General features: G+C 59.1%; 18 protein-coding genes. 7 read left to right on the forward strand and 11 right to left on the reverse strand.

All coding sequences use genetic code 11. The features are described from left to right. Positions 1-22 precede the first annotated feature (22 nt). Together AC2FGE_RS00295 and AC2FGE_RS00300 are read right to left on the reverse strand one after the other, a co-directional pair. The gene (locus AC2FGE_RS00295; RefSeq protein WP_496817226.1) at positions 23-1,186 is read right to left on the reverse strand and encodes a benzoate/H(+) symporter BenE family transporter; all 1,164 of its coding nucleotides are present in this window, start codon (positions 1,184-1,186) and stop codon (positions 23-25) included. A gap of 140 nt (positions 1,187-1,326) precedes the next feature. Then, positions 1,327-4,380, reverse strand: coding sequence for a valine--tRNA ligase (locus tag AC2FGE_RS00300; protein WP_496817227.1), 3,054 nt, complete (start codon positions 4,378-4,380; stop codon positions 1,327-1,329). Between the two features lie 595 nt (positions 4,381-4,975). On the opposite strand from AC2FGE_RS00300, the gene AC2FGE_RS00305 reads away from it, so the two are divergent. Beyond that, the gene (locus AC2FGE_RS00305; RefSeq protein ID WP_496817228.1) at positions 4,976-6,052 is read left to right on the forward strand and encodes a T6SS phospholipase effector Tle1-like catalytic domain-containing protein; all 1,077 of its coding nucleotides are present in this window, start codon (positions 4,976-4,978) and stop codon (positions 6,050-6,052) included. Between the two features lie 39 nt (positions 6,053-6,091). Here AC2FGE_RS00305 and AC2FGE_RS00310 read toward each other — a convergent pair whose 3' ends face one another. Both AC2FGE_RS00310 and AC2FGE_RS00315 read right to left on the reverse strand, forming a co-directional pair. Beyond that, positions 6,092-6,736 carry an NUDIX hydrolase gene (locus AC2FGE_RS00310; RefSeq protein ID WP_496817229.1) on the reverse strand — a complete coding sequence of 215 codons (645 nt, stop codon included), beginning with the start codon at positions 6,734-6,736 and terminating at the stop codon, positions 6,092-6,094. A gap of 4 nt (positions 6,737-6,740) precedes the next feature. Beyond that, positions 6,741-7,316 (reverse strand): GcrA family cell cycle regulator, encoded by a 576-nt coding sequence (locus tag AC2FGE_RS00315; RefSeq protein ID WP_496817230.1) that lies wholly within the window; start codon positions 7,314-7,316, stop codon positions 6,741-6,743. A gap of 125 nt (positions 7,317-7,441) precedes the next feature. On the opposite strand from AC2FGE_RS00315, the gene AC2FGE_RS00320 reads away from it, so the two are divergent. Further along, the gene (locus AC2FGE_RS00320; protein ID WP_496817231.1) at positions 7,442-8,245 is read left to right on the forward strand and encodes an ABC transporter permease; all 804 of its coding nucleotides are present in this window, start codon (positions 7,442-7,444) and stop codon (positions 8,243-8,245) included. Here AC2FGE_RS00320 and AC2FGE_RS00325 read toward each other — a convergent pair. Continuing rightward, a complete protein-coding gene (locus tag AC2FGE_RS00325; RefSeq protein ID WP_496817232.1) occupies positions 8,227-9,120 on the reverse strand; it encodes a DMT family transporter in 894 nt (297 codons plus the stop codon). The genes AC2FGE_RS00320 and AC2FGE_RS00325 overlap by 19 nt on opposite strands. A gap of 302 nt (positions 9,121-9,422) precedes the next feature. Between AC2FGE_RS00325 and AC2FGE_RS00330 the strand changes: the two genes are divergently transcribed. Both AC2FGE_RS00330 and argF read left to right on the forward strand, forming a co-directional pair. Further along, complete coding sequence (locus AC2FGE_RS00330; RefSeq protein WP_496817233.1) at positions 9,423-10,610, forward strand: aspartate aminotransferase family protein; 1,188 nt, start codon at positions 9,423-9,425, stop codon at positions 10,608-10,610. A 76-nt stretch (positions 10,611-10,686) separates the two neighbouring features. Further along, positions 10,687-11,613, forward strand: a complete 927-nt coding sequence (gene argF / locus AC2FGE_RS00335) for an ornithine carbamoyltransferase (protein ID WP_496817234.1) — start codon at positions 10,687-10,689, stop codon at positions 11,611-11,613. On the opposite strand, the gene AC2FGE_RS00340 is transcribed toward argF, so the two are convergent. Continuing rightward, on the reverse strand, positions 11,610-12,209 hold the full coding sequence (locus AC2FGE_RS00340) for a ferric reductase-like transmembrane domain-containing protein (RefSeq protein WP_496817235.1): 600 nt from the start codon (positions 12,207-12,209) through the stop codon (positions 11,610-11,612). The genes argF and AC2FGE_RS00340 overlap by 4 nt on opposite strands. 5 nt (positions 12,210-12,214) lie before the next feature. Further along, positions 12,215-12,691, reverse strand: coding sequence for a twin-arginine translocation pathway signal (locus AC2FGE_RS00345; protein WP_496817236.1), 477 nt, complete (start codon positions 12,689-12,691; stop codon positions 12,215-12,217). Positions 12,692-12,960: 269 nt separating this feature from the next. Here AC2FGE_RS00345 and AC2FGE_RS00350 point away from each other — a divergent pair, with 269 nt between their 5' ends. Further along, complete coding sequence (locus tag AC2FGE_RS00350; protein WP_496817237.1) at positions 12,961-13,923, forward strand: pirin family protein; 963 nt, start codon at positions 12,961-12,963, stop codon at positions 13,921-13,923. 74 nt (positions 13,924-13,997) lie between these two features. Then, a complete protein-coding gene (locus AC2FGE_RS00355) occupies positions 13,998-14,972 on the forward strand; it encodes a 2-dehydropantoate 2-reductase (RefSeq protein WP_496817238.1) in 975 nt (324 codons plus the stop codon). Here AC2FGE_RS00355 and AC2FGE_RS00360 read toward each other — a convergent pair. The 4 genes from AC2FGE_RS00360 to AC2FGE_RS00375 all read right to left on the reverse strand — a co-directional run bounded on the left by AC2FGE_RS00360 (position 14,969) and on the right by AC2FGE_RS00375 (position 20,356). Continuing rightward, on the reverse strand, positions 14,969-16,447 hold the full coding sequence (locus tag AC2FGE_RS00360; protein WP_496817239.1) for an inorganic phosphate transporter: 1,479 nt from the start codon (positions 16,445-16,447) through the stop codon (positions 14,969-14,971). The two genes, AC2FGE_RS00355 and AC2FGE_RS00360, sit on opposite strands and share 4 nt — an antisense overlap. Before the next feature lie 91 nt (positions 16,448-16,538). Next, on the reverse strand, positions 16,539-16,997 hold the full coding sequence (locus tag AC2FGE_RS00365) for an NUDIX hydrolase (protein WP_496817240.1): 459 nt from the start codon (positions 16,995-16,997) through the stop codon (positions 16,539-16,541). Between the two features lie 158 nt (positions 16,998-17,155). After that, positions 17,156-19,606: an ATP-dependent helicase HrpB gene (gene hrpB / locus AC2FGE_RS00370; RefSeq protein WP_496817241.1), complete on the reverse strand. Its 2,451-nt coding sequence runs from the start codon at positions 19,604-19,606 to the stop codon at positions 17,156-17,158. 42 nt (positions 19,607-19,648) lie between these two features. Next, complete coding sequence (locus AC2FGE_RS00375; protein WP_496817242.1) at positions 19,649-20,356, reverse strand: DUF3108 domain-containing protein; 708 nt, start codon at positions 20,354-20,356, stop codon at positions 19,649-19,651. A gap of 84 nt (positions 20,357-20,440) precedes the next feature. Here AC2FGE_RS00375 and meaB point away from each other — a divergent pair, with 84 nt between their 5' ends. Next, complete coding sequence (gene meaB, locus AC2FGE_RS00380; RefSeq protein WP_496817243.1) at positions 20,441-21,418, forward strand: methylmalonyl Co-A mutase-associated GTPase MeaB; 978 nt, start codon at positions 20,441-20,443, stop codon at positions 21,416-21,418. The last annotated feature ends 129 nt before the right edge of the window (positions 21,419-21,547 follow it).

The following is a 21,547-nucleotide window of genomic DNA, read 5'->3' on the forward strand; positions in this document are numbered from 1 at the left end:
GATAAAGCGCTGGTAAAAGTCGCTAGCGCACGCGGATTGACACAAGATACGCGATTCCACCTGCCAGCAGCCCCCAGACCGCAGCCCCCAACCCGTACACGGTGATGCCCGAGGCAGTGATAGCCAGGGTTAGAATGGCGGCCTCTCGCTCGGCGGGCACGTCCAGTGCTGCGTGCATTGAGTTGGCCATTACACCTATCAGGGCTACACCGGCCAGAGTACCCATAAGCAACGGATCTGCATGTGTGGCGAAACTGGTGATCGCCACCGCAAAGATACCGAACAGGCAGTAGATCACGCCCCCCATGATCGCGGACCAATAGCGCAGGGCAGGGTCGGGGTGACTGTCTTCGTTCGAACACATCGCAGCGGTAATTGCGGCCAGGCAGGTTGCCGGTGCGCCAAAGGGAGCAGAGAGCAGACTTGCGCCCCCAACGGCTGAGAACAACCGTCCTGCGTCTGGCTTGTAGCCAAAGCTGCGGATCACGGCGACACCTGGAATGTTCTGAGTGGCCATTGTCACGATGAAAAGCGGCACGCCTATCCCTATTGCGGACGCGACTGAAAACGTAGGCGTGGACCAGACCGGAGCGGCCACCAGTTGATCGGGCAGCAACTGGGCGTCCCCGGCATTCAACGTCACCACAATGGCCGCCGCGATCACAGCGGCAGGAACGGCGAATAGTCGATTGAAACGACCTGCAATGAACCAAGTCAGGATCACCGGTAGGGCCTGCCAAGGTATCTCCACCACTGCTTTGAAAGGCACCAGACAAAGCGGCAAAAGCACGCCAGCGAGCATCGCCTGAGCCAGCGTAGTCGGGATCGCCGCCGCCAGGCGTCCCAGCGGTTTCCAGAGCCCGGCCAGAACCGTCAGAGCCCCGGCGCATAAGAACGCTCCGATAGCGCCGGAGTAGCCCTCCACCGGCGTGGCCGAGACGGCCAGCAGCGCAGCCCCCGGCGTGGACCACGCGACGCTGATTGGCAGCTTGTAGACTGTGCTGAGAATGATGGCGGCCAACCCCATTGCGATGGCCGCGCTCATCAGGCCGGAAGCGGCCTGCGCGGGTGAGGCACCCATGGCGGCCAACCCCTGCAAGACAATCGGGAATGAGCTAAAGAACCCAACGATAGCGACCACCAACCCGGTTGAAACGGTCTGCATCGGGGGAAAGCGCTGTGTCATTGCGTCCTCAGGGGTTGCCACTTGCATTTGCTAACAATCGCAGCCTGCAGGGAACAAGGTCAAAAGCGTCAGAGAAAAGGAAAACCCCGCCAAAGCGCGTGGCGGGGTTTCTGAGTTGTGCGATTGTGAAAAGATGAAGATCAGGCGAGTTCGGCCAGACGCGCAAGCGCCTCGTTCAGCTTCGCCTCTTCTTCTTCGCGGGCGGCAAGGTTGGCTTTGGCCTCGGCCACAACCTCTTCCGGGGCCGAGGCCACGAATTTGGGGTTGTTCAGACGCCCGCGCAAACCGCCCAGTTCCTTGGCCAGCTTGCCCTTGGCTTTTTCCAGCCGTTCCTTTTCCGCACCGATGTCGATGATGTCCGCCAGCGGCAGGCCGAAGGAGGCGCCGGGGGCGGCGATGGAAATGGTGCCTTTGGGCAGTTCATCGGCTTTGGTCAGGCTATCGATCCGCGCAAGACGTTTGATCAGCGCCTCGTTTCGGTCCCATGCCGCCTGTCCATTGGCGTCGATTTCGGTTACCAGCATCGGCACGTAGAGGCCAGCTGGAACGCGCATCTGCGAACGGGCGGAGCGGGTGTTTTCGATCACCGAGATCACCCAGTTCATTTCACGATCTGCATCCGCGTCGATCAGGTCGGCGGCGGCGTAAGTCGGCCAGTCGGCGTGGACAACCATCTTGGCGCGGGTGCCGGTCAGGCCCCAGAGCTCTTCGGTGATGAAAGGCATGATCGGGTGCAGCAGGACCATGCACTGATCCAAAACCCAGCGCATGGTGGCGCGGGTTTCGGCCTGTGCCTCGGCGTCGTCGCCCTGCAGCAGGGGTTTGGACAGTTCCACGTACCAATCGCAGACCTTGCCCCAGACAAAGGCATAGAGCCCGTTGGCGGCATCGTTGAAGCGATAGCTTTCCAGCGCTGCGTCAACTTCCTCGCGCACGCGGGCGGTTTCGCCTATGATCCAGCGGTTCACCGCAGCTTTGGGTTTCAGATCAGCCACGTCCAGTTGCGGCACGGCGTCGGTGAAGACCTCGTTCATCTCGGCAAAGCGGACGGCGTTCCACAGTTTGGTGCCGAAGTTGCGATAGCCGGTGATGCGTTCGCGGGACAGCTTCAGCACACCGCCAATCGCCGCCATCGAGGCGTTGGTAAAGCGCAGCGCGTCGGCGCCGAATTCGTCCACGATTTCTAGCGGGTCGATGACGTTTCCGGTGGTCTTGGACATCTTCTTGCCCTTCTCGTCGCGAACGAGCTGGTGCAGGTAGACGGTGTGGAATGGGATCCGATCGACCACGGCCAGTTGCATCATCATCATCCGGGCGACCCAGAAGAACAGGATGTCGAAGCCGGTGATCAGAACGTCCGTGGGGAAGTAGCGCTCCAGCTCCTCGGTCTGCTCGGGCCAGCCCAGCGTGCCGATGGGCCAGAGGCCGGAGGAGAACCACGTGTCGAGAACGTCGGGGTCGCGGTAGATTGGTACATCCCGATATTGGGCGTTCTCAATGCGCGCTGGCATCGCTTTAACGTGCTTTTTGTAGACTTCCCTATCTTCAACAAAAACGTAGTCAACTGGGTAGTAGTCGACCAATAGATAGTGCAAATCCTCCTCGTTGGGAGCGCAAAATACCTCAAGTTCATCCAGTACAATTATACCTTCGACAACCTTAGGCCCATACCAAACCGGAATCTGATGTCCCCACCACAGCTGGCGCGAGATGCACCAGGGCTCGATGTTTTCCAGCCAGTGGTAATAGGTCTTCTCGCCCGATTCAGGGATGATCTTGACCGTACCGTTCTTGACCGCATCCAGCGCGGGGCCGACAACCTTTTCGGCATCCACGAACCATTGGTCGGTGAACATCGGTTCGATCACGACTTTTGAGCGGTCGCCGAAGGGCTGCATGATCGGTTTGCTCTCGACCAGCGGGACGAGTGCTGCCGGGTCGTCATCCTCGCCCAGTTTGGTGCCCAGAACCGGGTTGTCGGCGCGGGTCATCACGGCCAGACCGTCGGCGGTGATTTCCTCGACCACTTTCGCGCGCGCCTCGAACCGGTCGAGCCCGCGCAGGTGGTCGGGGATCAGGTTGATCGCGTCGATCTCGTTCTCTGTGAACTCTTTGCCGCGTGCGAATTCCTGCGCCAAATCCGCCGCCTCGGCGTAGGGCGCGCCATCAGCCCGCATCGCGCCTTTGGTGTCCATCAGGCGATACATTGGGATGCCGCCGCGCTTGGCGACCATGTTGTCGTTGAAGTCATGCGCGCCGGTGATTTTCACCGCGCCCGAGCCGAAATCAGGATCGGGGTAGTCATCGGTGATGATCGGGATCTGGCGGCGATGCTCTTTCGGACCAACCGGGATTTCGCACAGCTTGCCGACGATGGGCGCATAGCGCTCATCCGAGGGATGAACGGCAACCGCGCCGTCGCCCAGCATGGTTTCGGGCCGGGTCGTGGCGATCGAAATGTAATCGCGCTCTTCCTCAAGCACGATATTCCCGTCCTCGTCTTTCTCGACATAGGTATAGGTCTCACCACCCGCCAGCGGGTATTTGAAGTGCCACATATGGCCTGCGACTTCGATATTCTCGACCTCAAGGTCCGAGATCGCAGTTTCAAAATGCGGGTCCCAGTTGACCAAACGCTTGCCGCGATAAATCAGGCCCTTTTCGTACATATCGACGAAAACCTTGATCACGGCATCGTGGAAATTGGCCGAATTCTCATGCCCCGTTCGCGGATCGCCCGCCGCACCGGCCATGGTGAAAGCATTGCGCGACCAGTCGCAGGAGGAGCCGAGGCGCTTCAACTGCTCGATGATCGTGCCGCCATATTCGCCCTTCCACTCCCAGACTTTCTCAAGGAATTTCTCGCGACCCAGCTCACGCCGACCAGGCTGCTGCGTTGCGGCCAGCATCTTTTCAACCTGCATCTGCGTGGCGATACCCGCGTGGTCCTGACCAGGTTGCCATAGTGTGTCGAACCCACGCATCCGGTGCCAGCGGATCAGGATGTCTTGCAGCGTGTTGTTGAACGCATGGCCCACGTGCAAAGCGCCTGTCACGTTGGGCGGCGGGATCATGATGGTAAAGCTTTCGTCACGCGATTTGTTCGCGCCTGCCTTGAAGGCTCCGGCCTGTTCCCAGGCCTCGTAAATGCGGGCCTCGGCCTCGGCCGCGTTGAATGTCTTTTCCATCGCCATGGGATGCGTCCTGCGTCATCGAATTGAGGGTCAGCGCCTGCAATAGCGAAAGCTTTGCAAAAGGGGAAGGCTTTGCCGCCAATTCCCCCTGCGGCGAAGGTCATTGCGACCGTGAACCACGCCACAGACAACGGGTGATCGGATCGGTCACACTCTTACGGCGTCGACATAGGGCGATGTGGCAGGGCCAGGCGCGGCATTGCTATCAGTTTCGTGACCGGCTGACCGACGGTTTCAGGGATTTTGCAACGGTTTTGAACTTTCGTAATATCTTCAGACATATGGTGGTCGTATTAAAGCAGCGGAATGATGTGAGAGGTTTGGCCATGATGATGCCCAGATGGCTGACTAGGATCGAGATGATGGCGCAGAGGCTCACGGTTTCGTTGGGTGCCTTGCCCGGCAGGGGCAGGATGCCCATCCTTAAGTTTAACTCCATGCCGCATTTATTAGCGCGCCTTAAGCTTGACGCTCGTGGGTGTTGTGGGGGGCAGATACGGATGCAGAAGCGATTGGTGCGCCTGCGACCGGGGTCAGAGGAGGTGCGATGCTGAGGCGCGCGCGCAACCTTGCAGAGTACAGGAGTGGCTGAGATATGGATTTGTCGCGGCTGAGCAGGAAGGTTCTGGGATGGCTTGGGCGGCCATTGCGGTCCGAGCATTCTGCTGAGGCGCGGCACCGCGAGCCGATCAGCCATGTCATCATTCTGGACGGGACCATGTCTACGCTCGAACCGGGGTTTGAAACCCATGCGGGTCAGACTTTTCGGCTTTGTAGAGAGATGGGCAGTCAGGTGTCGGTGTTTTATGAGGCCGGCGTTCAATGGGAGAGCTGGAAGTCGTCACTGGACGTTATGATGGGGCGTGGGATCAACCGGCAAATCAGACGGGCCTATGGATATCTGGCGTCGCGGTACAAACCGGGAGACCGGATCTATTTCATCGGCTATTCGCGTGGTGCCTATGGGGTGCGCAGCCTGGCCGGGGTGATCGATATGATTGGTCTGCTTAAGGCCGAGCACGCGACCGAGCGCAATATCAAACAGGCCTACCGGCATTATGAGTGCAACCCTTCGGGAACGGCGGCACGGGATTTCCGGCGAAAGTTCTGCCATGACGACCTTGCCATCGAGATGATTGGCGTCTGGGATACGGTAAAGGCGCTTGGGCTGCGTCTGCCACTGGTGTGGCGCTGGGCGGAAGACAGGCACGCGTTTCACAACCATCATCTGGGTCAGGCCACGCGCCACGGCTATCATGCCATGGCCCTGGATGAAACGCGCGAGGTCTATGAGCCCGTGCTCTGGCAGTGCAAACCCGATTTCAAAGGCCATGTTGAGCAGGTCTGGTTCCGTGGCAGCCATGGAGACGTAGGTGGTCAGTTGAACGGGTTCGAACAGGCTCGACCGCTTAGCAATATCTCTTTGATCTGGTTGCTGGATAAGGCCGAGCGGCATGGGCTGCCTCTGCCAGACGGGTGGAGGGACCGGTTTCCGACAGATGCCAGCGCGCCTTCGGTTGGCACGTGGCGCGGGTGGGGCAAGATATTCCTGTTGCGCAAGCATCGCAAAGTAGGGCGGGATCGGTCCGAGCAGTTGCATGTGTCTGTGTCACCCGAGGACCTTCCGGGTTGGGTCCCGATGTCAGACGAAGCCTCTTATCCGGCGCGATAAATCCAGCCGCGCCGATCCGGTTCAGCGGCCGTACTGCGATTAATCGAATTGTAAACTCGGACTGTCCGCATCAGAAGCTTCAAAGGCGGCACCGATGTCGTTTTCGATGTTTCGAGTCAACGAGAGATCGGGCAGAGCCGTCGCCGGAAAGAACCGAGCCTCGCTGGTTTCCAGGCCGGGCTTTGGGTTCTGGGCTTGCAACACATCGCATAGGAAGAACAGTTTGTAGAAATCCCGAACATCCGGCGGATAGGGATGCCGAGCCTTGTGGCGCAACGCGTACAGATGGCGGGCCTGAACGCGCAGGCCTGCCTCTTCCCAGACTTCACGTTCGATATTCTCTGCAGGAGAGCTTCCGATATCTGCAAATCCGCCGGGCAGGGCCCATTTGCCATCGCTGCGCTCATGCACCAGCAGGATGTGCCCATCGCGGATGACGGCGCCGCGAATGTCGACGCTGGGAGTGGCATAGCCACCTGTGTGATCGACTGCCAATCCTTCGATCTTGGTCAATGGAACTTGGCTAAGATCAGCCAGCATGGAGCGAGCTATGGCTGCGATCTCGTCATAGCGTTCGCGATCAAACGGGTCTTTGGTGAAATGCTGGCCGGTTTCGGCCAGCGCTAACAGGCGTTTTGCGCGGGTGAGCCAGGTATCCTCTAACGCTGTGGAGACCTGGCGCATTGGCTTAACGCCGCCGGTCGCGGCGCGAGCTCATGGGCTGGAACGCCACACCCACATGCGCCTCGCAATAGGGTTTGCCGGGCTCAACCGGCAGACCGCAGAACCAGAAATCCTCGGTCGCCGGGTCGCCCACGGGCCATTTGCAGGTCTTTTCGGTCAGTTCCATCAGCGAGAGCTTCTTGGCCTTCTTCTCAATCTCGTTGACCTTGGCCAATGCCTCGGGGCTGATTTCATTGGCCGAAGGTTGCGGCGGCAACGGCTGACCGGCCGGGATGATCTGACGGCGGGCGGGCACGGCAGGTTTTGTCTCGGCCGCCGGGGCAGGTGCGGGGCGGGCGGGCTCCGTCTTGGGTGCAGGTTTGGGCTTGGCCTCGACCTTGGGCGCGGGGGCTGGCTTTTCCTTAGGCTCGGATTTCGCCGGAGCTGCGCCGGTTGCGCGGTTCGACAGGCCCAGACGGTGTACCTTGCCGATCACAGCATTGCGGGTTACGCCGCCCAGTTCCTTTGCGATCTGGCTGGCCGACTGGCCCTCGCCCCACATCTTTTTCAGCAGCTCTACACGCTCGTCAGTCCAGGACATCATTTGCCTTTCAAAAGCGGAAAGCGGCCCCGGATTCGGGCCGCCTTGGGAATTCGTTTCAGCACCCTATTCTAATCACTGCGGGCCGAGTTACAAGCGGTCTTCGAATCAGCTATGGGGCAGACATGCAGAATCTTGTGGATCAGGGCACGCGCCGGTTTGGTGCGGTCAATTGGATGGGGCTTTACACGCTTGCGCAGCGTGAAACCCTGCGCTTTCTGGCGGTATGGACGCAAACCCTGCTGGCCCCTCTGGTGACGGCTGGATTGTTTCTGCTGATTTTCACAATCGCCATCGGTCCCAGCAGGCCAGATGTAATGGGTGTTCCATTCCTAACCTTTCTTGCGCCGGGTATCATGATGATGACGGTGATTCAGAACGCCTTTGCCAATACCTCTTCTTCTATGGTTATCGCCAAAGTGCAGGGCAATATTGTCGATACGCTGATGCCGCCCCTGTCTCCGCTTGAGATTATGCTGGGCTATCTGGCAGGCGGGGTCGCGCGTGGCGCGTTGATCGCCTGTGTTGTCGCAGTGGCTTTTTGGGTGTTCCTGTCTATCGCGCCACAGAACGTGCTGGTCACTTTGGTCTTTGTCTTACTTGGTGGCGCTTTCATGGGCGCGTTGGGTCTGTTTGCCGGTATCTTTGCCAACAAGTTTGATCAGATGGCCGCGATCACCAATTTCATCGTCACACCTTTGGCGTTCTTGTCAGGCACCTTCTATTCCGTCGACGCCCTGCCACCGGTTTTGAACGCGATCAGCCATGTAAACCCGGTTTTCTATCTGATCGACGGGTTGCGATATGGCATGATCGGTGTGTCCGACAGTTCTCCCGTTTTGGGGGCCATTGTGTGCAGCCTCGCAACTCTGCTGGTCTGTACGATGACATGGTGGATGTTGCGCAAGGGTTACCGGCTCAAGGCCTGACGCTGCCGTGCTTCACGCCAGACCAGGATCAATGCTCCGGCAATGATGATCGACGACCCAATGATGCTGACTGTATCAGGAACGACGCGAAACACAGCAAAATCATAGATCGCAGCAAAGATCAGTGTTGCATAGCTAACTGGCGCCACGAATGAGGCATCCGCACGCGCCATACCATTCACGAAACAGGCCTGGGCGCAGGCCATCAAGACACCGATCCCAATTAGCGCAACCCATTGTGCTGGGTTAGGCATTTGCCAGACGAAGACGACAGCAACGGATGCAATGGCCAATCCCATCGAGTTGTTCACCAGTAGGATTTGGGTGGGATTTTCCTTGCCTGAGAGTTTTTTGATGAAAATCAGTTCCATCCCTATTACGGTCGCAGCCGCCAAGGCCAACAACGCCGCGGGTTGAAAGCTCTCAGGGGTTGGGCGCAGCAGGATCAACGCGCCTGTCAGCGAAACGGCAGCAGCCAACCAGCGCCACGGTCCAACACCCTCTTTCAGCAATGGAATTGCAAGCACCATGGCAAAGACCGGATTCAAGAAGGAAATTGCGGTTGCATCTGCGATTGGAATGAACGCAACCGATGCAAACATCAGCGTGATGCCAAGCCAGCCAAAGCTTGTTCGACCAATATGAAGTCCCCAATGGGGGCGCCGCAACTGCGGGCGTAGAATTCCTACCGCGCTGACAATCACCACAAACGCAAACAGAAATCGTCCATGGCTGATTTGCATTGGGTGAAGAGGCGGGCCGAGCGTTTCTGTTCCCAGCGCCTTGGCCAACAAGGTGGTTGCAGCAATAAAGGCACTGGCGACGAAAATCAGCAGCGCGGCCAGCGGCGGATTCTGATCCTTGGGTTCGAACATGGTCTACCGGTGAGGCAGCGCGCCAAGAATGGCAAGACGTAACTGCAAGGCGCAGCGATGCTGAGCAGTATTTCTCTCGCGACGCAAATTATGGGTTTCCAGAACCGCTATGGGCCGCTATACGGCCTGCATGATCAAACTTACCTATATCCTGCGTCTCCGACGCCGACGCTTTTCTGCGTAACCGCTTAGTTTGATCTCTGTGCGCCGTTCTCAACGCCGCAAACCCCACCAAATCAGTTGACGACCATGGCTCTTGTGTATCACTCACAGGGCTTAAGCTACTTGAAAAGGATGATCCGATGATCCCGTCCGTTCTGCCTACCTATAATCGTGCGCCCCTGACTTTCGTGAAGGGCGAAGGCGCCTGGCTGATCGAGGCGGATGGCCGACGTTTTCTGGATCTCGGGGCGGGTATCGCGGTAAACGCGCTGGGTCATGCACATCCGGCGCTAGTCACTGCGCTGAACGAGCAAGCGCACGCGCTCTGGCATGTCTCGAACCTCTACAACATCCCGCAGCAGCAGGCCTTGGCTGATAAGTTGGTCGAACATACATTCGCCGACACTGTGTTCTTCACGAATTCGGGCACCGAATCCTGCGAACTGGCCGTGAAAATGGCCCGCAAGTATTTCCATGACAAAGGCCATCCCGAGAAGGTCGAGATCATCACCTTCGACGGCTCGTTCCACGGCCGCTCCTCGGCTGGTATCGCTGCCGCTGGCTCCGAGAAGATGACCAAAGGCTTTGGCCCCCTGTTGCCCGGCTTCATGCATCTCACGTTCGGAGATCTGGACGGCGTAACTAATGCGATTGCCGAAGAAACAGCGGCAATCATGATCGAACCGGTTCAGGGCGAAGGCGGTATCCGGCCCGTTCCCGATGCCGAACTCAAAACCTTGCGCCAGATTTGCGACGACCATGGCCTGCTTCTGATCCTGGACGAGGTGCAATGTGGCGTGGGCCGCACCGGCAAACTGTTTGCGCATGAATGGGCAGGTATCACCCCGGATATCATGATGATCGCCAAAGGCATCGGCGGTGGGTTCCCGTTGGGTGCGGTGCTTGCCACCGAAGAGGCGGCCAGCGGAATGACTGCTGGTACTCACGGCTCGACATATGGGGGCAACCCGCTGGGCTGCGCTGTGGGGTGTGCGGTTATTGATCACGTTGCAACACCCGCCTTCCTGGAAGGCGTCAACCGCAGAGCGGGCTTGATGCGCCAGAAGCTCGAAGGCCTTGTCGCGGATCATCCGAATGTCTTCGAAGAGGTGCGCGGATCCGGCCTGATGCTGGGCCTGAAATGTAAGGTGACCAATATCGATGTCGTCAACGCGGGCTATGACAACCAGGTCATTACCGTCCCTGCTGCCGACAACGTGATCCGCCTGCTGCCGCCTCTGACGCTCAGCGAGGGTGACATTGCCGAAGCCCTGATCCGCCTCGACAAGGCCGCCGCACAGGTCGAAGGCCAACTTGCCAGCGCCTGACCCTTCTTCTGTTCAAAAATACCTCGGGGGTTCGGGGGCAGAGCCCCCGTCCGCCGACAACCAAAAGCGATACATCATGAACCACTTTCTTGATATCCACAAAACTGACACCGCATCCCTGCGGTCGATGATCGATCAGGCCAGCGCGATGAAACAGGCCCGTTTGGGCCGCGGCAAAGCCGCACCGGATGATGAACAACCGCTCAAGGGTTGCATGGTTGCGCTGATCTTTGAAAAACCATCGACCCGGACGCGCGTCTCATTTGACGTTGGCGTCCGTCAGATGGGCGGGCAGACCATGGTTCTGTCAGGGAAGGACATGCAGCTGGGTCACGGCGAAACCATCGCCGACACCGCCCGTGTTCTGTCGCGCTATGTCGATATGATCATGATCCGGACCTTTGACGAAACCATTCTGACAGAGATGGCCGAATATTCGGACGTGCCGGTGATCAACGGTCTTACCGACCGGACCCATCCCTGCCAGATCATGGCCGATGTCCTGACCTTCGAAGAACATCGTGGACCCATCAAGGGCAAAAAGGTGGTTTGGACGGGTGACGGCAATAATGTCTGCGCCTCGTTCTTGCATGCCGCCGGGCAGTTCGGGTTTGATTTCACGTTTACCGGACCCGCCCAGTTCGACCCTGAGGAAGAGTTCATGGGTTTTGCACGACAGCAGGGCTCAAAGGTCGCCGTTGAACGCGACCCATATAAGGCGGTCGAAGGGGCCGACCTCATTGTGGCGGACACTTGGGTGTCCATGCATGATTCTCAATCCGCGAAAGAACGTCGCCACAACCTGCTTCGCCCTTATCAGGTCAATGCCGAACTGATGTCCCACGCGAAACCCGATGCGCTGTTCATGCATTGCCTGCCCGCACATCGCGAAGAAGAAGCAACATCCGAAGTTATGGATGGACCAAACTCGGTCATTTTCGACGAGGCTGAAAATCGCCTGCATGCGCAAAAGGCGGTGATGCGCTGGTGTCTGGGCGTTTAAGCCTTTCGCTTCACATCCCATACCCGCAATTTGGCGAGCGCCCGCGCGCTCGCCAAAACAACCAGCACGCAGAGTGCAGTCTTGCTTATGGCTCCCATCGTGCCTTCGATCAGCATCGCATGGATCACACTGCCCAGAATGGTGATAATTGCCAGCCCGGTATGACCCAGACGCCAGATGCGAAACCGAAGGCTTAGGCGCGTTCGATAAAGGCCCAGCACGGCGGCGCCAAAAGCGGCCCACATGGCAACAACGCCCCAGGTGGAAAACGGTGTTGGTGAGACAAACAACAACGCGTCAACAACATCGGGCGGGCTGGTGATCCACAACCCTCCAACATGCAACATAATGACGATGATCAGCGCAATACCCAACCATCGATGTAGGTTTCTGCTGGTCATTGGCGGCAGGCCAGGAAGGTCTCTGGCCGCGAGCAGGGGTTGAACCAACAGCAGACATAGGCCGATGATCCCCGCAAAACCAGCCGCAATGTAGACAGGGTCGCGCCATGCCAGTAAAGGGCTGAAACCCGCGACTGCCAATGGGACGGCAAGCGCGACCAACAGGCTTGCCCAGATTGCGATTTTGCGGTTCACGAAGGTCAGATTGGTTGCAACACGAAATGTGCAGCCAGTGTTTTGTCCTTCGAACTGGACATCACTGGGCGTAGGAACACAGTCTCGTATGTGCCACTGTCATAGGCCAGGTGACCATGCGGTTGACCAAAGGCGGGAACGATTTGTGGCATTTCCAGCCGGAACTCACCATTTGCATCCGTTAGGGTCGCGCCGTGGCTTTGGGGATCGCGCTCGTGCCCTTCGGTGGTATGCGCCCAGATCTGGATGCGTTGATCGGGCAGGGGCGCTCCGTCGCCCGCGCGACGCACCGTGCCTGTCATCCAGAAGCCACCACCACCGATCCGTTCAACGATCGGAGCGCCCGGACGATAGTTGTTGGACCCGCCGCGCATCGATGGCGTAGGATCAACCCCGGCCGCCAGCGCCGGTGTAAATCCGCCTGCCAACGCGGCTGTTCCGGTAGCGATCAGGTTCCGGCGCGTGATCAGTAAATGGGTCATGGATGCTCTCCTATCGAACCTGATGCAGTCCTGCGTTCAATGGCCTCAATATCCAAAGATAGCACATGCGCGAGCGATTCCGAGGTCGCGTCGATTGGAATCGCTGGGTTTCGCCTCACGCCTCTGTGAGGGTCAGCGCTTGTCGCCAACACTGACATCTCTCCGCACCGAAACTGTGCATTGATGCGCCTTTCTTGTACCACTTTGGCTATACATTCACATCTGCGAACGCAACCCGGCCCGCAGGCCGCCTGACTGGGAGAAAAGGAATGAGTTGGAACCCGACCCACAATCCCGAATGCCTTTCCGAAAACCCGGCATTGGACACTTTGATCATCCCGCGCGCACGCGACTTGGGAGGGTTCGAAGTGCGCCGAGCTTTGCCTTCGGTTCAGCGGCAACTTGTGGGGCCCTTCATTTTCTTCGACCAAATGGGCCCGGCTGAATTCATCACCGAAGGCGGGATTGACGTGCGCCCGCACCCCCATATCGGACTGGGGACTGTGACATATCTTTATCAGGGTGAGTTCGAGCACCGCGACAGTCTGGGAACCCACCAGATGATCTATCCGGGTGAGGTCAACTGGATGGTTGCCGGGCGCGGCGTGACCCATTCAGAACGCACCAGCGATGAGACCCGAGGCAAGCGAAACAGTCTGTTCGGTATCCAGACCTGGATCGCACTGCCAGAACAACATGAGGACATGGCCCCTGATTTCGAGCACCACAAACAGGCTGCATTGCCTCATATTCAGGATGCCGGGGTCAGCGCGCGGCTGATCCTGGGTTCAGCCTATGGTGAGACAAGCCCGGTGACCATGCTGTCTGAAACCTTCTATCTGGATGTAGAGATCGACCCCGGCGCATCGTTCCCGCTGCCCGACGATCATGAAGATCGGGGCGTTTATGTCACCGAAGGTCAGGTTGAGATCGCCGGAGATAGGTTCGACGCGGGGCGCATGATGGTTTTCCGTCCCGGAGACAAGCTTTCGGTCACGGCGGGGCCTCTTGGCGCGCGGCTCATGCTGTTGGGCGGGGCGACACTGAATGAGGAGCGGTATATCTGGTGGAACTTTGTGTCCTCATCGAAAGAGAAGATCGAAACCGCAACACGCGAATGGAAAACCGCAGATTGGGCCAATGGCGCATTCCATCTGCCGCCCGGGGATGATCAGGAGTTCATTCCGATTTCAGAGGAATTGGGACGCACCAAACCCCGCCTGGCACGGTGAACGCGACGTCATTGGGCGATGGGCTTGTCCCAGGCTGAGAACCCGGTGATCCTTTCCAGAGCGGAGGGACCACCATGAAGATTGTCATCGCTGGGGCTGGCAGTATCGGATGCTATTGCGGCGCGTTGCTGGCTGAAGCCGGTCATGAGGTCACATTGCTTGGGCGTGCCCGGGTACTGAATCCGATTCGGGAACAGGGCCTGACGGTCACCAACTATGCGGGGCTGCATCGCCATCTGCCCGCACAGAAGCTTAGTCTGAGCGATGATCCCGCGTGCCTCGGTCGTGCCGAAGCTATCATCGTGACGGTAAAATCAGGGGCCACGCCTGAAATGGCAGATCTGATTGCTGCCCATGCGACACAAGAGGTGCCCGTTCTATCTTGGCAAAATGGGATGCAGAATGCCCGAACCCTCAGCGCAGCTTTGCCGGGCTACGATGTGCGCGCGGGCATGGTGCCCTTTAACGTGGTGCCGACTGAACGCGCAACTTACCACTGTGCGACATCCGGTGACATCGTAGTTCAGACCGGCCCCGGAAACCTGGCTGAACACCTGAACAGCCCTAATCTGCCAATCTCGGCAAGCGATCAGATCGAGGCGGTTCAATGGGGCAAACTGGTCATCAATCTGAACAATGCGCTGAACGCCCTGTCGGGGCTGACATTGGTGGATCAGCTAAAAAATCGGGAATGGCGCCGCCTGATGGCCGATCAGATGGCCGAGGCATTGGCGGCGTTAAAAACCGCCGGTAAGCCGGTCGCATCGACGACACCGTTGCCAGCCAGCCTGACACCTTTCATCCTGCGCCTTCCGACGCCGATCTTCATGCGTGTTGCATCAAAAATGCTGACAATTGATCCAACCGCGCGCACCTCAATGGCCTATGACTTGATGCAGGGCCGTAAAACGGAAATTGATAGCCTTCAGGGTGAGATCATGCGCCTCGCGCAACAAACGGGAACGCCGACACCAATTTGCAATCGCGTGTCCGATTTGATCAAACAGTGGCCCAAGTCACCCATGCGGCCACAGGACATACGGCCCTAGGCAAAGGCGGTCAGAAGCAGGTAGATCAGTCCCGACATGGTTGCGGCTGCAGGCACCGTCACGACCCAAGCGGCGATGATGGTCATGAAGTGCGACCGCCGGACCAGCTTGCGCCTTTGGCGTTCTTCCCGCGCCAGTCGCGTTTCACGGGGGCGTTGACGGTTTGAGCTTTTCCAACGCCGGTCCAGATGCCATTCGCGATAAAACCCAACCCCAAACACGGCGCCGACCGCAATATGGGTTGAGCTGACAGGCAATCCCAGCGAGCTTGCAAGGATGACGGTTGTTGCCGTGGCAAGGGCCACGCAAAACGCACGCATCGGATTCAGCTTTGTAATCTGACTGCCGACCATCCGGATCAGCCGGGGGCCGAACAGGAACAGACCAAAGGAGATGCCGAACGCTCCGATGAACATCACCCAAATAGGGATCGAGACGCTGTCTGCGAAACTGGCAAATTCGGCTGCGTAAACGATTGCCGCAAGTGGGCCCACAGCGTTGGCCACGTCATTGGCCCCATGCGCAAAGCTGAGGAATGTGGCCGAGATGGCCAGCGGCAATCCAAACAGGGATTTCAGAGACCTTGTGCGGTTTTCCATGCCTTCGGATTTGCGGCGCACCCAGGGCACGGTGATCACCCAGACCAGCACGCCAATCGCTAGGCCCATCACAAGCGCCAATCTCAGATCGATCTGCACGACCCTGTCGACTGCTTTCACGGCCAGATAGGTGGTAAACGCCCCGGCCATAATCGCGACCAGTATGGGTACCCAGCGCCTGGCGGCCTCGATCTTGTCGTCCTGATACTGAATTGTGACCTTGATGAGCGCAAGAAACCCGGCGGCAATCGCGCCGCTGAGGAGCGGAGAAACCACCCAGCTGCTGGCAATGGCACTCATCGTGCTCCAGTTGACGGCGGCCAGGCCGGCGGCGGCAATACCTGCCCCCATGACGCCGCCCACGACCGAATGGGTTGTGGAGACCGGCGCGCCGATCCAGGTGGACAGATTGACCCAAAGTGCGGCCGAGATCAGGGCAGCCATCATGGCCCAAATCAGGGCCGAGGCGCTGTGCAGGGCATCTGGATCAATAATGTTCTGTGAAACGGTGGTAACAACATCGCCCCCTGCCAACAGGGCGCCCGCGCTTTCGGCGATGGCGGCGATTGTAATCGCACCTCCCATGGTCAGTGCGCTGGCCCCCACGGCTGGCCCCATGTTGTTGGCCACATCGTTGGCGCCGATATTGATTGCCATATAGGCCCCGAAAATCGCCGCCGCGACAACGACCAACGCGCCGTCTGCCTTGCCGAAAAACACCGCGGCGGTCAGCCCTGCCAAGGCCATGAACGCCAGTGCAACGCCGGGCGCCAATAGCCGTCGCGCAACATGAGAGTTTGCAGTCTCAACGCGCGATATCCGGTGCAGGTCGCTATCCAGCGCCTGCCAGCGTGTTTTGGGGCTAGGCTCGGGCATCAACTCGGTTTCAGTCTTGGGTTGGTCGCACAGGGCTAGCGATTTCCCATTGTGGGGGCAACCTGTTCGGACTGACTTCGCCGGGTCTGTGTTAAATTTTCAGCAGCAGGGCCTGCAATTCGGGTTCTCTGACAAGTGTGGCCGCCGTTTTAGGTGCAAACCAATCGCGCTCTCGCTGGCCAATTTCGGGGAAGTCATCCGCCAATGCGTCAACCGAAATCTGGAAGACGCTGGCCAAAACCGGTTGCGCGGAACCATCTTTGAGGATCTTGTCATAGCTGAACTGGCCAACAGGGGTCTTGTCGACCTTGTCCGCCCGAACGCCAGCCTCTTCCCATGCTTCCTGAGCCGCAGTTTCCGCGCCATCCAACCCGTCGATCGGCCAACCTTTAGGGATCACCCAACGCCCAGTATCGCGGCTGGTGATCAACAAAACCTCAGGGCCCGCATCGGTTTGCCGCGTGCACAGGGCTGCGAACTGCACCCGGCGGGGGCGCAGAAACAGGGGTCTTGCGACCTCTTCCCATATGTTGCGAAACCAATTTGACATAGTCAGATTTTCAGGTTCTTTTTCACTATTCTAGTCCGCTCAGGTAACCATTGGACCAAGAGTTTTCAACAAATCTGTGACCAAAAGACTAAGTTTTGGTCTGTTTTTAAGGAAATTTGTGTCTTTTTGTGGGATTTTGGCAATGCCTGACATCCGGTTCAGCTTGTTCTGCGTTTAGCACGTAGGGTTGGGTCAGCTTGGGTCGGATCTTCGGGCCAGGGATGTTTTGGATACTGCGCCCGCATATCCTTGCGTACATCCGCGTATGACCCGGCCCAGAACCCGGGCAGATCCCGCGTGATCTGAATAGGGCGCTGCGCGGGAGACAATAAGGTGATCTTAAGCGGAGCGCCCGCGACAAGGGGATGTTGCGCAACCCCGAAAAGCTCCTGTAGGCGAACAGCGATTTCGGGTACGTCACTGCCATAGTCAATCGGCACCTTGCGTCCCAATGGCGTGGTGAAAGACCCCGGCGCGCGCTTGTTCAACTCTTGTATCTGCACCCAATCCAGCCGCGCCCGGAGCGCGGGTAGTAGGTCAAAGCGTTTCCAGTCTTCGGCGCTGCGCACGCCGGACAGCATGGGCAATAACCAATCTTCGAGAGAGGAGATCAGCCCATCGATTGAAAAATCCGGCAGATCAACTCCATCGGCGCGTACCAGTTCGACCCGTGCCGCAAAACGCGCGGCGGCGCCTTCCAGACGCAACCCCAGATCGCGCACGCCGTCCAGCATGGCCTGTGCAGCGATGTCATCGGGAACGTCTTTCCAAAGGCGGTCGCTCAGGGTGATGGCGCCAAGCCGTTCCTGCTGTCGGGCGATCACGCGCCGTTCGCGCTTGGACCAGGCGCAGGTATCAACCCAACACAGTTGGTCGGCGAACTGGTCGCGGATGTCGCGTTCGGTAATTTGCACAGCCATCCGCACGCGGGCTTCGCGCGGGTTCCCATCGGTGTCGAGCACAACAAGATAGGGCGCAGCGGCCAAAGTATCGTCGTTTTCCAGCACCACGCCTTTGCCACCCGACAGGACATAGCGCGGCGCATCCCCTTTGCGTCTTTGTCCGATCCGGTCGGGATAGGCGAGCGCCGCCATCGCGGCGGCGCTGTGCTTGCCGTTCTGAGGTTCGATCATCGGGCGCAGACGTTTCGTTTCACCCTTGATCCGATCCACAACGCTTGGGTTGAGCTGCCAGGGCTTATCCCTTTGAAAGCCCCGCGTATCGCGTATCGCAGCCATCCTGAGGGTCAGATCGGTCGGGGCGCCCTTGAGCGGGTCTCGTTCGGCCAGCAACGCGGCCAGCGGGGCTGCCTGTGTCCCGGCACGAGCCAGCATATGGCCCAGACGCGGGTGCAGAGGCAGGGTGGCCAAACGCCGCCCGTGATCTGTGATACGTCCTTTGTCATCCAGCGCGCCCAGCATCCGCAACAGGGATCGCGCCTCGGACAACGCGCCATCAGGCGGAGGGGTCAGAAACGCAAGATCGCTTGCATCTGCGCCCCATAAGGCAAGTTCCAGCGCCATTCCGGTCAGATCCGCGGCCTCGATTTCTGCGGGAGGATAGGCACGCAAGGCACCTTCCTCGCCCTTTGACCACAACCGATAGCAGACCCCTTCGGCGACACGGCCCGCACGACCAGCCCGCTGCGTCGCCTCGGCCCTTGTAACGCGTTCGGTTACCAGCCGCGACATGCCAGAGCCCGGATCGAACCGCGCCCGCCGTGCCTGACCCATATCCACAACCACGCGGATGTCGGGAATGGTCAGCGAGGTTTCGGCAATCGACGTTGCCAACACCACTTTGCGGCCAGCCTCAACCGGCGCTATGGCCGCGCTCTGGGCAGCAAAGGGCAGGGCGCCGAACAACGGGCGCAGAGTGCAATTCTTCGGCAGACGCTGGTTCAGCGCGGCTTCGGCCCGTCGGATTTCACCTTCACCGGGCAGGAAAACCAGAACGCCGCCACCAATCGCCTGTGTTTCGGACACAGCCGTTTCAACCAGATCAATCAGCGCATCCAACCGTCTGGCCTGTGGGCCGAGCGGACGGTTCAGCCAGCGGGTTTCAACCGGATAGCTGCGCCCTTCCGAGGTCACAAGAGGGGCCTCCATCAACCGCCCGACCGGCTCAGCATCCAGCGTGGCCGACATTGCCACGAGGATAAGGTCATCGCGCAGCGCCCCGGCGACCTCAAGGCACAGCGCCAGACCCAGATCAGCATTCAGGGATCGTTCGTGAAACTCATCAAAAATCACGGCCCCAACCCCTGGAAGATCAGGATCAGATTGGAGCATCCGGGTCAGGATACCCTCGGTCACGACCTCAATCCGTGTGGTGTTCGAGGTTTTGGCATCACCGCGAACCCGGTACCCTACGGTTTGCCCCGCGCGTTCACCCAGCGTTTCCGCCATGCGTTCAGCCGCTGCGCGGGCTGCCAGACGGCGCGGTTCCAGCATGATGATCTTGCCGGTGCACAACCCGGCCTTGAGCATTGCCAGGGGGACACGCGTGGTCTTGCCCGCGCCGGGCGGGGCCTGAAGAACAGCCCGTCGCTGGTTTGTTAGGGCGTCCAGCATCTCGGGAATAGCATCGTCAATCGGCAGTGTCGTCATGCGGGCTTTATCCGCGATGTCTTTGCAGAGGTCCAGTTCCCGCTATTTTCTCAGAATGACGGCGGCACCATATATCGTCTGCGCCTCGACCCTCACAGCTCGCATAATGGAGCCGACGCGTGCATAAGTCACCGTTATGGGAAACCGGCTGCCCTGCCGCAGATCGCCCGGCGCGTACCCGGCAATGCGCCTAAACGCTCCGCTGCATCTGACGTGACCGGCACTATCGTTGCGCTGCGTCAGCGAAATCTCGGTCAGCCTTTCTCCGTCATAGATCTTCTGGCGCAAGGTGCACAGGTCCTCGGGGTCCTGATCCCGCAGCACCACGAAAATACCGGTCAGAGGATCAACCGCGCCGCGTTGTTGCGTGTCGGTTACCGCGTGAGGGCTGCGGTTCTCAATCTCGGGCCCGCTGGCCCGCGCTACACCGCCATTGTATTCAAGCCGGACGCGCGATTCGCGTTGGCCGGTATCCATGTCCTCGACATACAGGGCGGGCATGAACCTGCTGCCTTCGCGTCTTCCCTGCGTTTCAAGTATGAAGCGAATGCGCTTCAGGGTGCCGACTAATCCGGTGGTCGACAGCTGGCCGGTCACGGCGTAACGGCTTTGCGTTACATCTGAGGCCAACACCATCTCGCCCACCTTCACCCCAAGCGCGCGCAGGGCAAAGCGGCTTTGCTCGGCCGCCGCCGAAACCGGCAGACAGAGCAGGATCAAAAGTAGCAGTCTCTTTCGAACAATCGTCATCGGACAAAATTCCTGAAGGGTCCGGGCTGGACAAATCGCCATAGGCCGCGGCAAGTAGAGATGCCGCAAAAGATCGGGGTCAAGATGGACATAAACAGCCTAGGTGACAGCATTTTGAACGGGGAACGGCGTGCGCTTGCCCGGGCAATCACGCTGGTCGAAAGCATCCGTGCAGATCATCGGGAACAGGCTTCGGAATTGCTGAACTATCTGGCGCAATCTGGCCGGCAATCGCTGCGCATTGGCCTGTCGGGGACACCGGGCGTGGGGAAATCCACCTTCATCGAAAGCTTTGGCATGATGTTGACGGGTCAGGGGCTGCGCGTTGCTGTTCTTGCGGTCGATCCAAGCTCGGCCCGGTCAGGGGGATCGATCCTGGGTGACAAGACCCGGATGGAACGTCTGAGCCGTGACCCAAATGCCTTTATCCGACCCTCGCCCAGCCAAAGCCAGCTGGGGGGCGTTGCCCGTCGCACGCGCGAAGCCATCGCGCTGTGCGAGGCGGCAGGATATGATGTCGTGCTGATCGAAACCGTGGGCGTTGGCCAGTCGGAAACCGTGGTGTCTGAACTCTCCGATCTGTTCCTGCTGTTGTTGGCTCCGGCGGGCGGGGATGAGTTGCAGGGCGTAAAACGCGGTATCATGGAGATGGCGGATATCATCCTGATCAACAAGGCAGATGGCGACCTGAAGGCGACGGCAACGCGCACCTGCGCGGATTATGCCGGTGCCCTGCGTCTGTTGCGCAAACGCCCACAGGACCCGGATGGGTTTCCCAAAGCGATGACAGTATCAGCCATAGAAGAACATGGCCTTGATCAAGCCTGGTCAGAGATACAGTCGCTCAGCCAATGGCGACGGGACAACGGGTTTTGGACGACAAACCGGGCTGCGCAGGCCCGCTACTGGTTCGATCAAGAGGTTCGGCATGCCCTGCTGGCCCGCCTGGACACGCCCGAGGCACGCCAGGAAATGGATGAGCTGAGCACGGAGGTGGGCCAAGGTACGCTCAGCCCCACGGTCGCCGCGCGGCATATGTTGTCAAAACTCTCCGCCACCTGATCAGTGTTCGGGCGTTTTGACCTGGACCTTGATGCGCGCGGCGTCTCATCGCACTATGGGTGTGTATTGTATCCGATCATGCCGATCTGGTCGTGTAAATGGTTGCTATCTTAGACCTGCCTGTTGCTT

This window comes from Ruegeria sp. YTSA075 (assembly GCF_059610245.1).